Origin of the sequence: Neisseria sicca (assembly GCF_017753665.1) — a bacterium.
GTDB classification, from domain to species: Bacteria; Pseudomonadota; Gammaproteobacteria; order Burkholderiales; family Neisseriaceae; genus Neisseria; species Neisseria flava.
Genome location: NZ_CP072524.1, coordinates 2,350,654 through 2,364,380 on the forward strand (window position 1 = coordinate 2,350,654; position 13,727 = coordinate 2,364,380).

A 13,727-nucleotide genomic window follows, 5' to 3' on the forward strand; every position below is an offset into this window, starting at 1 on the left:
ATATTGACTTTATTTTTTTCTTCTTAGAATCGCTCTGTGGATTACAACCCTAGTACCTAGTATCAAAGGAGACTTCATATGAAATACACATTAAGCTTGTTAATGATATTAACCTTGTCCGCTTGTGGAGTAGTCGGTAATACTACCATTTCTGACAATTCGTTAAAAAATAAAGCCGCATTTGCATTAAATGTTCCGGCTGAAAGTATTAGCATTTCCAATCGCCATGGAGACATCGATTCAGTCAAATTCGTAGCAACAACAGGCGATAAATCATATTCTTGCTATGTAACCACTGTCATGGGAGCGGTTTCATCTGACGCCTTATGTTCTGGTTCAAATGTTCATGGCGGCAAAGGAAGTCGAGGAGGATCGAGTTGTAACGCTTTATTGAAAGCTGCTGGCCGCTGCTAATAATTGCCGTAAATCGAGCAAAAGGTCGTCTGAAACTATTTCAGACGACCTTTTTTATAAATCATATCTTGCTCTTTTACACTTGAGTTTTCCCCACCCCACCCATATATCCGGTCTAGTTTTTACACATATCAACAAAACCATCACTATCATGAGCAACCAAGATTTTTATGCAACACTCGGCGTGGCGCGCGGTGCGAGCGACGACGAAATCAAAAAAGCCTACCGCAAGCTGGCGATGAAATACCATCCCGACCGTAATCCGGGTGACAAAGAGGCGGAAGAAAAATTTAAAGAAGTTCAAAAAGCCTACGACACCTTGTCCGACAAAGAAAAACGCGCCATGTATGACCAATACGGCCATGCCGCGTTTGAGCAGGGCATGGGCGGCGGCGCGGGCGGATTCGGCGGTTTTGGCGGGTTCGGCGGCGCGCAAGGCTTCGACTTTTCCGACATTTTCAGCCAAATGTTCGGCGGAGGCGGGGGCGGCGGCCGTCAGCAAAACTATCAAGGCGCGGATTTGCAGGTCGGCGTGGAAATCACGTTGGAAGATGCCGCCAAAGGCATCAAAAAACGCATTAACATCCCGACCTACGAAGAATGCGATGTCTGCCACGGCAGCGGCGCAAAACCCGGTACGTCCGCATCGACTTGTTCGACCTGTCACGGTTCCGGTACGGTACACGTCCGCCAAGCCATTTTCCAAATGCAGCAGACCTGTCCGACCTGCCACGGCACAGGCAAGGAAATCAAAGACCCGTGTGTCAAATGTCGTGGCGAAGGCCGCACCAAAACCAGCAAAACCGTTGAAGTCAACATTCCCGCCGGCATCGACGACGGTCAACGCATCCGTTTGAGCGGCGAAGGCGAACCGGGTACGCACGGCGCGCCCGCAGGCGATTTGTACGTCAACGTCCGCGTCAAAGAACACAAAATCTTCGAGCGCAACGGCTTGGATTTGCATTGCGAGTTGCCCATCAGCTTCGCCGTCGCAGCTTTGGGTGGCGAAGTCGAAGTTCCGACCTTGGACGGCAAAGTCAAACTGAGCATCCCGAAAGAAACGCAAACCGGCCGCCGTATGCGCGTCAAAGGCAAAGGCATCAAATCCCTGCGCTCCAGCGCGACGGGCGATTTGTACTGCCACGTTGTGGTGGAAACACCGGTCAACCTGACCGACCGCCAGAAAGAGTTGCTGGAAGAGTTTGAAAAAATCTCCACCGGCCTCGACCGCAGCCAAACCCCGCGCAAAAAATCGTTCTGGGACAAAGTGGGCGAACTGTTTGACTGATTCGGGTTTGAAAACAGCAAAAGGTCGTCTGAAAGCTGATGTTGTCGGCTTTCAGACGACCTTTCTCCAACCTGTTTCAAAGAAAGCCGCAGATAGAACGGATAATTTGCAACCGATGCACTTGATGCATAGTTACCTTCGGGAATTGTTCTTTGACTATGACGAGACAACATGATACCGGTTTAAAGTTGATCCGCTACGCCATATTCGGGCAGCTCTTCCGTGGGCAAAGCCCACGCTACGAATGAAGGAAATCATTCGGTTCTAAATGGATGTAAATACCCGCTTGCCGCTATTACGATATTCCTCTCTTCATTTTCTGCAGAATCAATATCCTCCAAAACAAAACGGCGTCTGAAAGCTTTTCAGTCGACGTTTTGTTTGTATTGCCTTACCACATTTTCGACAATGTTTTTTCCACTTCAGCTTTGACTTGCGCACCGAAATGGCGGCGCACAAATTTACCGAAATCATCTTCGGGAGTATAGCTGACCAGTTCGGGGGCTTTGACGACATCGCGGGCGATGCTGTACACGCTGCCGAAGTCGTCAATCAGTCCGACTTTTTTTGCTTCAAGGCCGGTATAGACGCGGCCGCTGAATACGTCGGGGTATTCTTTGTCTTTCAATTTTTCACCGCGTCCGAGCTTGACGGCCTTGATAAATTCTTGATGGATGTCTGACAGCATGGCTTCCCAGATTTTCGCCTGTTCGGGCGTTTCGGGAGTAAACGGATCGCCCATGCCTTTGTTGCTGCCTGCGGTTTTCAGACGACGTTTGATACCCAGCTTGTCCATCAGGCCGGTTACGTCGAAACCGCCGCCGATCACGCCGATACTGCCGACAATGCTGGAGGGGTCGGCGTAGATTTTGTCCGCGGCGGCAGCGATGTAGTAGCAGCCGGAGGCGCACATATCTTCGGCGACGACATAGACGGGGATGTCTTTATGTTCGCCTTTCAGACGACGTATCTCGTTGAAAGCTGTATTGGAGATAACGGGCGAACCGCCGGGGCTGTTGGCGCGGATGACGATGCCTTTTGCATTCGGATTACTGTAAGCCGCCTCCATGCTGTCACGCAGCATTTTGACTTGGTCGTCCATGCCTCCACCGATTTCGCCTTCCAATGTAATGACTGCCGTATGCTCTTTGCCTGCGGCCAGCCCTTGTCCGGCCGTGCCGTCGTCCGAACCGAACCATAATGCGGCAATCAGCAGGACGCCGATAATCCGCCAGAAGTTGCGCCAAAAACGGGCGCGCCGCTGCTCTTTATAGGCGGCAAGCAGTACGTCGCGCAAGACGTCCCGTTCCCAGCGGCCTTCCGGGCTGTCCGGACGTTTATCGGGGTATCCGTTGGTTTCTTGCATAATTTTCCTTTGTTTCTAAATAAATCCTAAATCAGGTTCGGGGCATTTTATAACGAAACTTCCGGCTGAAAAACCTTCCGTTTACTCGAATGCCTCAAAATACGCCAGCAGGGTTTGCGGCAGCCATTGCAGGTTCAGACGACCTTTGTCGTGGCTGACGAACGCGGCGTGTCCGCCGTATTGCGGTTGCAGCAGCGTAACGGCGGACGAAACCTCTTCTACCGTCGGCAAGGCTTTCGGCGGTAGAAACGGGTCGTTGACGGCGTTGAGCAGCAAAAGCGGCGTGCGTACGGTTTTCAGCCAAGGCTTGCACGAAGCGCGGCGGTAATAATCATGCCGGTCGGCAAAACCGTGCAGCGGCGCGGTAAACCTGTCGTCAAAATCCCCCAGCGTTTTGCATTCTTTCAACGAGGTCGTCTGAAAACCTGTTGCGGCGGCTTTGGGCAATAAAGATTTTAAAAAATAGCGGGTGTAGAGCAGTTTTGACATTCCCTTATCAAAGCGCGTGCCTGCCGCTGCCGCATCCACCGGCGCAGAGACGGCGGCAGCGGCGTAAGGTACGGCAGCCATACCCAGACTGCCGTATTCGCCCAAATATTTTGCCAGCGCATTGCCGCCCAAAGACACGCCCGCCGCATAAATCCTGCGGTAGCGTTCAGACAGCATTTCCAGCATAAAGCTGATTTCCCGCGTATCGCCCAAATGATAAAACACAGGCGCGGTATTCTCCACGCCGCCGCAACTGCGGAAATGCACTACCACGCCGTTCCAGCCTTTTTCAATGACCGCGCGCATCAATTCAACGGCGTAATGGCTGCGGCTGCTGCCCTCTAATCCGTGAAACAAAACCACCAAAGGCGCATCAGGATCGGCGGCATCGACAAAATCACAGGCAACCAAAGTGCGTCCCGTACTGTCCGGCAGCAGCTCGCGGCGGTAGGCAGGGGCGGGGCGTTGAATGAATTTGGCAAATATTGTGTCCGCATGACCGTTGCGCAGCCATAAGGGCGTATTCGGGCATAAGGTTTCCATTATTCGAAATCCTTTTTGAAAACAACATAATAAACCAATAGCGCCGTCAGCGTCCCATTCGTCCATCCCGCCCAAACATCCGTCGGATAATGTACGCCTAAATAAACCCGTGAAAACCCCGTCAACAAGGCAAATAAGATGCCGACGGCAAAAGCGGTACGGCGGTATGCAGTCCGATAACACAATAGAATCAGCATCACTGCGACTGCGGCAGAAAACGTACTATGTCCGCTCGGAAACGAAAAATTGGCCTCTTCGACGGCACGAGGCCAAAGCAACGGGCGCGGACGCTGTATCCATGCCTTTATCCAAAGCATATTCAAAGTCGGCAACAATGCCGCCAAAGGCACGAATACCGCTGCCCGCAGTTTGCCAAACCGCCACAGGCATACCGCCGCCAAACAGACCAGCGGTACGGCGACGGCGGTTTTACCCAGATAATGAAGCAACAGCGCGATCGGAAAAAACCATTGTCCCGTCTGTTCGTGAATGACAAGCATCAACGGACGTTCGAATGCAAAACTCCCGCCATTTGCCAGATGGGCGGCGATATAAACAGAAAGAGGCAAAAATACCACAATGGCAGTTTGTACAAAACGGCGGAAAAAAAGAAAAAAATCAGGCATAAATCAGTGAAAAAATCAGGTTTGAATCAAATATCCGACAAACAAGCCGCGTTCGCAATCAAGAAGGACGAACTGATAGTCTTTGGCATTAATTTTTGATAATTATTGCTTTTTTCTCTCTGGAAAATCAGGTAAACCGAATAAGGATACCGCGAGAGAGTGTTATTCTGACCGTACAAACCAAACGGCATCCGTATCGTTTCCCGTCAGGGCAGGCGGATGGTTCCGATAATAATTTCATTCAACATTCGGAGGTTATTATGTCTGTGTCAGTATTGTTTTTAGAGGCGATTGTGGCTGTCGGCCTGGCATCCGTCGCCGCCATCGGAATACTGTGGGCAGGCGGAGCGGATTGGTAATCCGTCCGTATGCCGTCCCGTAAAAGGTCGTCTGAAAAACAAAATGTTTTTCAGACGACCTTTTTTATTATAGTGGATTAAATTTAAATCAGGACAAGGCGACGAAGCCGCAGACAGTACAGATAGTACGGCAAGGCGAGGCAACGCCGTACTGGTTTAAATTTAATCCACTATAATTTAACGTTTGCTTGAAATAAAGCAAACCTATACCTGCCACCCGCCCTCCGAAATGATAATGCCCTATCTATTTCGCAGACGGGACCCGCACTACGGTTACTACGGTTTCCCTCTCCTTGCCTGCCGAAGAAAAACGGTTGAGTGAAAATAATACATTGATTCTGAAAGGCTTATATTCAAGCAGCCGCCTAATCCGGAAAAATGAATAAATTCAGGATGATGTCGTCTGAAAATCTGAATTTCGAGGTTTCAGACGACCTTTTTAAGCGGCAACCATTATTCATATTTTATTGGATGCGGTGGCAATAGCGAAACGGGTATTTTAAATTTTCATCCGCTATGTTTAGAATCGGCTTGATTTCGGATGGATGCCGTTTGCTGCAAAACAAAACGTCGTCTGAAAAACTTTCAGACGACGTCTGCATCCGCCTTAGCGTATGTCGATGTGCGCACCTTCATGCAGTTCGCGCAGCAGGTTGATTTCCGCCTGTTCGGCTTTTTGGCGCGACAGATATTGACGTATGGTGTTGTGTTGACGCTCTTCGGGCGTGCCGGCGTCACGGACATCGTTCAGCTTAATGATGTGCCAGCCGAATTGTGTGCGTACGGGTGGACTGACTTGGCCGGGTTTGAGTTTGTGGACGGCTTCTTCAAACGGCGGAACCATCATGCCGTCGGCGAACCAACCCAAATTACCGCCGCTGCTCGCGCTACCGTCTTGCGAATATTGGCGCGCCAAACCGGCGAAGTCTGCGCCGCTGCGGGCTTGTGCGTAGATTTTGCGGATGGTGCTTTCCGCGCCGGCCGCAGCGTTTTCGTTGTCGGCCTTAATCAGAATGTGTTGCGCATTGTATTGGCGCAGCGGCTCGCCTTCGGGCAGGGCGATGCCTTGCTGTTTCGCCTGTTCGATAGCGCGTGCAACTTCGGCATCGCTGATGCGGCTGTGCTGCATGACTGCCTGTTGGCGCACTTTTTCCGCGATGATGCTGTCCGCAATTTCACGGCGGATAGAGGCCGACGGGTTTTTCAGTGAAGGATTAGCGGCAATGACCGCCTCGATTTCTGCGTTATCTGCTTGAATATTCTTTCGTTTGCCCGCTTGGACAATCAAGGATTGGTTGATGAGTTGCGCCAGAACTTGTTCGCGCAATTCGTTATCGCCGATTTGTGTGCCTTTAGGGATGGTTCGGCGCGCCCGTTCGACTGCCTGCGCCAGTTGGCGGCGGGTAATGACTTCGTTGTCGGCGATGGCGGCAATGCCGTCGCTCAGACGTACCCCGTCAGAACGGGTTTCGGTATCAGTCGTCTGAACAGCGACGGGTTTGACGGATTTTTTTACTGTTTTAGCATTAGGGGCTGCGTGTGCGTTCAATGCCAGACCGAGTGCGGCGGCAAGAATCAGGGGTTTGACGTTCATGGGGTAACTACCTCGTTGGTTTTGCTGTAGCCGGGAATGGCCAAGCGCAGTTTTTCAAATGGATTGTTGCCGAGATTGCTCAGGTCTTTGAGTTGGAGATTGAAGAAAACGGCATTTTTGCGGCTGTTTTCGCCGGTCACGTAGCGTTGTCCGACGAGGCTTGCGCTCCAGCAGCCGCAGTTGCTTTTATATTCAGCTTCTACCAGCATTTCAAGCGGTTTCTTGGCTTGAATTTCGTAGTTGTAACGTGCAACGGCGTAAAGGTTTTTACGGATAGGCCATTGCGCCGCCAAATCGACTTGGCGGATTTTGTCGTAGAAATAGTTGCCGTCGGATTGCAGGTAAATGCGTTCGTTGCGACCGTATTTGTAACGCGCGCTCAATACTTTGCCCGGCTCGGGATTGTAGCGGATGGTCGCGGCGTAGCTTTCGGCGCGGCTTTCGTTTTGGTTGTAGTGGACATCGAAGCCGGCATGGATGCTATTGCTCAGTTTGCCGTGCGCAAAGCCGACCCAGTCGGATTGGCTGCGTTCATAACGGCCGACGCTGCCGTTCAGCAATACGTTGTCGTTTTTTAAATAAAACTTCTGTCCGATACCGGCGCGGAACAGCTCGGCACCGTTGTTCGGGTCAAGGAAGCGGGTTTGCGCGGCGGCGGTCAGGCTGTTGGCGGAGTTGATGCGGTCGTTGCCGACGTATAAGTTCTCACGGAAAAGCTGGTTGTAAGAAAAGCTGTTTTCCGAGGTGTCGAAATTAGGTAAGTCGTTTTGGGACTTGGTTGGGATGTAGTTGTAGAACAGGCGCGGTTCGAGGGTTTGCAGATAGGCTTTGCCGAACACATTGGCGTTGCGCTCGAAGGTCATGCCGGTATCGACGTTGAATATCGGCAATACGCGGCTGACGCGTCGGCCGGATTGGTTGCCGAACGAGCCTAAGTCGTAATAAGTCGCGTGTACCCCGATTTTCGGACGGATATAGCCCCATTGGTTGTTGAAATCCCAACGGACGCTGGGATACAGCACGGTACGGCTGCCGTCTTGTTTGCTGTCGTGTACGAAACGGGTGAACTGGCTGAATACGTTGATATTCGCCTTGCCCATGGTTTTCTGCCAACGTCCGGTCAGGCGCGGCATGATGGCGTAGGGTTCGTCTTTGTAACCGTTTTGGTTGGCAAGGGTTTGGTATTTCTGTACGTTCAGCGCGCCGTCAAAAGAGCCGCCCCAGACATTGTCGCCGTAGTTCAGCCACAGTTGGCGGTTGAGGTTGACATTGCTGGCAATGTCTTCGCGTCCGTAGAAATCTCGGTAGTAATTGTCGTCTGAAACCTGATTGAAGCTGATGCCGCCGCTGAGTTTGTCAGTCAGTTGGTGGTTGTGGTCAAACTTGATTTGATAGCGGTTGTTTTCGTGGCGTTTTTTATCGTACGGCATCCAATCGCCGTCGATGACGCCGTTAAATTTCGGTTCGAGATAGCGAACCTGTCCGCCAAGCTGCACACCGCGCGAGCTGATGATGCCGGGGCGGAAAGTGGCGTCCAAATTGGGGGCGAGGTTGAAGTAATAAGGGAGGGCGAGTTCCAAACCGTCCGAACCGGTTGCCAGCGTCGGAACCAGCAGACCGCTCTTGCGATGACCGTTGAGCGGGAAATCCGCCCAAGGCGTATAAAGCACCGGAACGCCGCCGAACACCAGCGACGCGTCTTTTGCCACGCCTATGCCCGTTTCCTGATCGGTTTCGATGCTTTTCGCTTTGATGTACCAACTCGCATCACCGGGCGAGCAGGTATTGAATTTGGTATTGATGAGCTTGTACAGCCCTTTGCCTTTCATTTCCGCCTTTTCGCTGACGCTTTGGAGGCGGCGGCCGTCTTTTTCGGCATCGACGCGGACGTATTCGCTCGAGCCGGTATTGTCTTTCAGGTTGTACACCAAAGTATCGCCGCTGACGGTCGAACCGTCTTGATACAGCTTAAAGCGGTCGCCCGCCCTGACGGTATCGCTGGTTTGGTCGTAATCCGCCCAATCGGCGTTTAACACTTCCTGATTGCGCTCGATGATGACATCGCCTTCAGCGCGGACGGCGACTTTCGACTGTCCGGCAACCTTGTCCGCAATCACGCGGGTGTAATCCTGCGGCAGGGCTTCTTCGCCGCTGCGTTTGATTTCAGGCTGCTTGTTTGCTTCGGAAACCTGATGCTGGCAAAACAGGCAGGTATCGCCTAAGGACAATTTGTCCTGATCGGTCGGACGATGGTTCTCCACGCTTTGAACCGCAGGCGGGGTGGTCTTTACCGGCTCGTAATCGGCAGGTTGCGGCAAAGATGCATTTTGCGCATATGCCCCTCCCGCGCCGAAGCCGACGCTTAACGCCAAAACCAATGGTTTGAGTGAAAATAAACGAGCCAAAATCGCCCCTTAAATCGGTTTGCCAGTTAGAATAGCGGTTATTTTAACCTGAAAATCCGCGACACCGCTATGCAACGACAAACCGAATTACAAAATTGGCTGCACGCCGTCTATCCCGAACAAAACTTTGAATTGAGCTTCGCCGCCGCCGATGCCGACTTCCGACGCTACTTCCGCGCTACTTTTGCCGACGGCAAGACCGTCATCTGCATGGACGCGCCGCCCGATAAAATGAGCGTCGCTCCTTACCTAAAAGTGCAAAAACTTTTCAATATGCTTAACGTTCCCCAAGTATTGCACGCCAATGAAGCACAAGGATTTATGGTGCTAAACGACTTGGGCAGCACCACTTTCCTGACCGCCATGCAGCAAGAGCAAGGCGCGGATGCACACAAAGTCCTGCTGCTTGAAGCCATAGACGAATTGGTCGGGCTGCAAAAGGCCAGCCGTGCAGGCGAATTGCCCGAATACGACCGCGACATCATGCTGCGCGAAATCAACCTGTTCCCCGAATGGTTCGTCGCCAAAGAACTCGGACGCGAACTCAACTTCAAACAACGCCAGCTTTGGCAGCAAACCATCGACACCCTGTTGCCGCCGTTGCTTGCCCAGCCGCAGGTGTACGTCCACCGCGACTTCATCGTCCGCAACCTTATGCTCACAACCGGCCGCCCCGGCGTACTCGACTTCCAAGACGCACTCTACGGCCCGATTTCCTACGACTTGGTTTCCCTCCTGCGCGATGCCTTTATCGAATGGGAAGAAGAATTCGTATTGGACTTGGTCATCCGTTACTGGGAAAAAGCCCGCGCCGCCGGATTGCCCGTACCCGCCGCGTTTGATGAGTTTTACCGCTGGTTTGAATGGATGGGCGTACAACGCCATCTGAAAGTCGCCGGTATCTTCGCCCGCCTGTACTACCGCGACGGCAAAGACAAATACCGCCCCGAAATCCCGCGTTTCCTCAACTACCTGCGCCGCACCTCCCGCCGCTACACCGAGCTTGCACCGCTTTATACGCTGTTGGTCGAACTGGTTGGCGACGATGAATTGGAAACCGGGTTTACGTTTTAAAAGGCAGATGGCTTTGTGTCACTTTTGATAAGAAAAGAGGTCGTCTGAAAATCCTGAAATGGGGTTTTAGACGACCTTTTATATTCTTTATATATGTGAATTCGGGTTTGTCCACTGTGCCAATTTAAGCTTGATCCGGCAACAATCAAAACATCGGTACCTTCATTCCCGCGTAGGTGGGAATGACGGCTGAGCCTTTTTGTTCAGGTTTGCCATGTATAGCTGACTTTATTGGTTTTATGCTGCACTGCCAACGATGGGCATTTCCATTCTATCCACACATGAAAACAGCGTATCTCAAGGATACGCTGTTTCATCCTTACTTTCCCATCATTGATGATGGATACCCAATACTTTGGCGTTGTGGCTGATGATTTCTTCGGCAAGCTGCGGGTTGTCGTTGAGCTTGATGCCGAAGCCGGGGACAAGTTCTTTCAGACGACCTTCCCATGAGGAAATGCGGCTTGGGAAGCATTGGTGGATGAGTTTGATCATCAAGGGTACGGCGGTTGATGCGCCGGGGGATGCGCCCAAGAGTGCGGCAAGCGAGCCGTCGGCGTGGGCGACGATTTCGGTGCCGAATTGGAGGACGCCGCCTTTTTCGGAGTCTTTTTTGATGATTTGAACGCGTTGTCCTGCGGTGATGAGTTCCCAGTCGTCAGGGTTTGCTTCGGGGTAGTATTCCAGCAGGGAGGCAAAGCGTTCTTCTTTGGTTTTACGCAATTCGCCCAACAGGTATTTGGTCAGCGGCATATTCGCCCAACCGGCGCGCAGCATGGGGTAGAGGTTGTCCAAGTGGATGGACAGGGGCAAATCCATGAGCGAGCCTTGTTTGAGGAAGTTGGAGCGGAAGCCTGCGTAAGGGCCGAACATGAGGTGGCGTTTGCCGTCCACATTGCGGGTGTCGAGATGCGGAACGGACATGGGCGGCGCTCCGACGGAGGCTTGTCCGTACACTTTGGCGTTGTGCTGCGCGGCGGTTTCGGGGTTACTGTTGCGGAAGAACAGGCCGGAAACGGGGAAGCCGCCGTAGCCTTTGCCTTCGGGGATGCCGGATTTTTGCAGCAGGGTCAGTGCGCCGCCGCCTGCGCCGAGGAAAAGGAAGCGGGTGCGGATGGTGAGCTGGCCGTCGGGATTGCGGGTGTCGCTGGTTTTGAGTACCCATGCGCCGTCGGATTCGCGTTTGATGTCGTCGACGTGGCGGTTGAACTCGGTTTTGACGCCTTTTTCGCGCAGGTATTGCACCATTTGGCGGGTCAGGCTGCCGAAATCGACGTCCGTACCTTCGGCGGAGTAGTTGGCGGCGACGGGTTGGCCTTCTTTACGGCCGTTGATGACCAGTGGCGCCCATTCGGCGATTTTGGCGCGGTCGGTGGAGAATTCCATCCGTTCAAAGAGTTTTTGGGATTTGAAGGCGTCGAAACGTTTTTGCAGGTAGTCGCAATGGTCGGTGTTCATGACCAGCGACATATGCGGGACGGTATGGATGAAGGAGTTGTCGGTGATTTTGCCTTCTTCGACAAGCGATGACCAGAACTGGCGGCTGATGTGGAATTGTTCGGCAATATTGAGGGCGCGGGTCGGGTCGATGGTGCCGTCTGCGCCGAGCGGGGCGTAATTGAGTTCGCATAATGCGGAATGCCCTGTGCCGGCGTTGTTCCAAGCGTTTGACGATTCCAACGCTACGTCTTCCAAGCGTTCGATAAGGGTGATTTCCCAAGACGGTTCGAGTTCTTTGAGCAAAACGCCCAAAGTCGCGCTCATAATGCCTCCACCCACCAAGACAACATCTGTTGCTTCAGCCATGGTTGTACTCCTAGAAACAGGCATATCCTGCCTTTATGATTATCCGTTGTATTACGAACGCCTGTCTCGGCGGTAAAACCTGCTGGCGCGGTGTTTTTGGCGTGGAAGATTGCGCGCGTGTTTTACGTTTTGAACCGATGTTAAACCGTTCATAATATGTTATTGAGAATTTAGTGGATTTTTCTGAGAATTGCAAAGATTTTCTGTTTGGATTTACATAAACGCGGTTTGAAAAGGTCGTCTGAAACATTCAGATGGCCTTTATTTATCAGGGTATTGGCGGTGTCACACCTTATTTCATTAATTTTTTAAAGACTTCAGATTGTCAGCAAGATGGACGTGTTTTGATGAAAAAATGAAGAAGAAAACGTTTTTTCAGGATGCGTCATAAGCTGCCACTTTTTCGAGCAGTTTTGCCCTTGCCTGCGGCCATTCTTCGCGCAGCAGGCTGTATTCCACCGTATCGCGCACGCTGCCGTCTTTCCGCAGCTTGTGGCAGCGCAAGATGCCGTCTTGGTGTGCGCCCAGGCGTTCGATGGCGCGTTGGGAGGCGGTGTTGAGGTTGTCGGTCTGCCAGCAGACGCAGCGGCAGTTTAAAGTGTCGAAAACGTAGTCGAGCAACATGATTTTGCAGGCGGTATTGATGCGTGTGCGCCGTGCCGACAGGGCGTACCATGTGAAACCGATGTAGAGGCGGGGGATGGCGGGATCGATGTGATAAAGCGAAGTCGATCCGACGATTTTGCCCGTGTCTTCGTCGATGACGGCAAAGGCGAGGCGGGTTTGCGTGGCGGTGCGGATGTAGTCCGCCACTTGGTGGGGTTCGGGCGCGGTGGTTACGTTCAGCTTCCAGACTTCGCCGTCGCAAACTGCTTCGTGCAAACCGGCTTCGTGTGCCGTTGTTAAAGGTTCGAGACGGACGCGATCGAAGGACAAAACGGGAACGGATGAGAAATCAGCCATGGGGTTTCCTTTGTGTAGTGGATTAAATTTAAACCAGTACGGCGTTGCCTCGCCTTGCCGTACTATTTGTACTGTCTTCGGCTTCGTCGCCTTGTCCTGATTTAAATTTAATCCACTATATTTGATGGTTTGAGTTTTCAGACGACCTTTTATAGTGTCTTAACGGACGGCATCTTTGAGGTCGTCTGAAAGCTATTGATTAATGATGTTTGAACACCAGCACGCCCGACTCCGATACAAACCCGTCCAGCGGCAGGTCGTGCGGTTCGCGCGGCAGCGTGTCAACCAGTTGGCAATCGAAGCCTACGCCTATGGTTTTTGCCTGTAAACGGTATTTCATCGCCGCGAGCGTCGCGTCGTAATAGCCGCCTGCCTGCCCCAAGCGGTAGCCCTCGCGGTCTATGCCGACAATCGGGACGAACAATATCGATAAACCGTGTACGCGGATTTTGCGTCCCGCAAACTGCGGCACATTCAATTTCGCCCTGCCGCGCTTGCGTTCTTGTTTTACTCCGTTGGCAGGATAGGGCGTAAACCACATCCGCCGCGAACGCGGTTCGATATAAGGCAGATAAAGTTTGGCGCCGCGTTTTTGCGCCGCGCGGACGAAACCGTCCAAACGAAGCTCGTTGCCCATCGGCCAATACACGCCGATCTTCCGTCCCTTCTTGATATAACGTTTGAGCAGACGGTTAATCGTTTGTCCTGCCGCCAGTCGCCCTTGATGCCCCATCTGCGCGCGGGCGCGGCGCAACTCTCGGCGCAGGGCGTGTTTTTCCTCATTCCTCATTTCAGACGAC

The 13,727-nt window shown here is 52.5% G+C and carries 11 protein-coding genes and 1 pseudogene; 3 read left to right on the forward strand and 9 right to left on the reverse strand.

Features of this window, described 5'->3' with window-relative positions; all coding sequences use genetic code 11:
- Positions 1 to 78: 78 nt before the first annotated feature.
- Together J7445_RS11080 and dnaJ are read left to right on the forward strand one after the other, a co-directional pair.
- Positions 79 to 414: a hypothetical protein gene (locus J7445_RS11080; RefSeq protein WP_141752036.1), complete on the forward strand. Its 336-nt coding sequence runs from the start codon at positions 79 to 81 to the stop codon at positions 412 to 414.
- A 151-nt stretch (positions 415 to 565) separates the two neighbouring features.
- Complete coding sequence (gene dnaJ, locus J7445_RS11085) at positions 566 to 1,702, forward strand: molecular chaperone DnaJ (RefSeq protein ID WP_070655592.1); 1,137 nt, start codon at positions 566 to 568, stop codon at positions 1,700 to 1,702.
- Between the two features lie 391 nt (positions 1,703 to 2,093).
- Here the strand turns inward: dnaJ and J7445_RS11090 are convergent, their stop codons facing one another.
- The 5 genes from J7445_RS11090 to J7445_RS11115 form a co-directional block, all read right to left on the reverse strand.
- Positions 2,094 to 3,068 (reverse strand): S49 family peptidase, encoded by a 975-nt coding sequence (locus J7445_RS11090; protein WP_070655594.1) that lies wholly within the window; start codon positions 3,066 to 3,068, stop codon positions 2,094 to 2,096.
- Positions 3,069 to 3,149: 81 nt separating this feature from the next.
- A complete protein-coding gene (locus J7445_RS11095) occupies positions 3,150 to 4,100 on the reverse strand; it encodes a YheT family hydrolase (protein WP_070539157.1) in 951 nt (316 codons plus the stop codon).
- Positions 4,100 to 4,600 (reverse strand): phosphatase PAP2 family protein, encoded by a 501-nt coding sequence (locus J7445_RS11100; protein ID WP_234403886.1) that lies wholly within the window; start codon positions 4,598 to 4,600, stop codon positions 4,100 to 4,102. Before J7445_RS11100 ends, J7445_RS11095 begins: the two co-directional genes overlap by 1 nt.
- Positions 4,601 to 5,692: 1,092 nt before the next feature.
- Positions 5,693 to 6,679: a peptidylprolyl isomerase gene (locus tag J7445_RS11110; protein WP_019270056.1), complete on the reverse strand. Its 987-nt coding sequence runs from the start codon at positions 6,677 to 6,679 to the stop codon at positions 5,693 to 5,695.
- Complete coding sequence (locus J7445_RS11115; protein ID WP_209283059.1) at positions 6,676 to 9,084, reverse strand: LPS-assembly protein LptD; 2,409 nt, start codon at positions 9,082 to 9,084, stop codon at positions 6,676 to 6,678. Before J7445_RS11115 ends, J7445_RS11110 begins: the two co-directional genes overlap by 4 nt.
- Before the next feature lie 69 nt (positions 9,085 to 9,153).
- On the opposite strand from J7445_RS11115, the gene amgK reads away from it, so the two are divergent.
- Entirely contained in the window at positions 9,154 to 10,158 is a 1,005-nt protein-coding gene (gene amgK / locus J7445_RS11120; RefSeq protein ID WP_070655599.1) for an N-acetylmuramate/N-acetylglucosamine kinase AmgK, read from the forward strand.
- 330 nt (positions 10,159 to 10,488) lie between these two features.
- Here the strand turns inward: amgK and J7445_RS11125 are convergent, their stop codons facing one another.
- The 4 genes and pseudogenes from J7445_RS11125 to J7445_RS11140 all read right to left on the reverse strand — a co-directional run bounded on the left by J7445_RS11125 (position 10,489) and on the right by J7445_RS11140 (position 13,717).
- Positions 10,489 to 11,964 (reverse strand): malate:quinone oxidoreductase, encoded by a 1,476-nt coding sequence (locus tag J7445_RS11125; RefSeq protein ID WP_049227788.1) that lies wholly within the window; start codon positions 11,962 to 11,964, stop codon positions 10,489 to 10,491.
- 375 nt (positions 11,965 to 12,339) lie between these two features.
- Positions 12,340 to 12,927 (reverse strand): GNAT family N-acetyltransferase, encoded by a 588-nt coding sequence (locus J7445_RS11130; RefSeq protein ID WP_070655602.1) that lies wholly within the window; start codon positions 12,925 to 12,927, stop codon positions 12,340 to 12,342.
- 12 nt (positions 12,928 to 12,939) lie between these two features.
- Positions 12,940 to 13,050: pseudogene (locus tag J7445_RS11135) on the reverse strand (IS5/IS1182 family transposase); the annotation flags it as partial.
- Between the two features lie 76 nt (positions 13,051 to 13,126).
- Positions 13,127 to 13,717: a 5-formyltetrahydrofolate cyclo-ligase gene (locus tag J7445_RS11140; RefSeq protein ID WP_019270050.1), complete on the reverse strand. Its 591-nt coding sequence runs from the start codon at positions 13,715 to 13,717 to the stop codon at positions 13,127 to 13,129.
- Between the last annotated feature and the right edge of the window lie 10 nt (positions 13,718 to 13,727).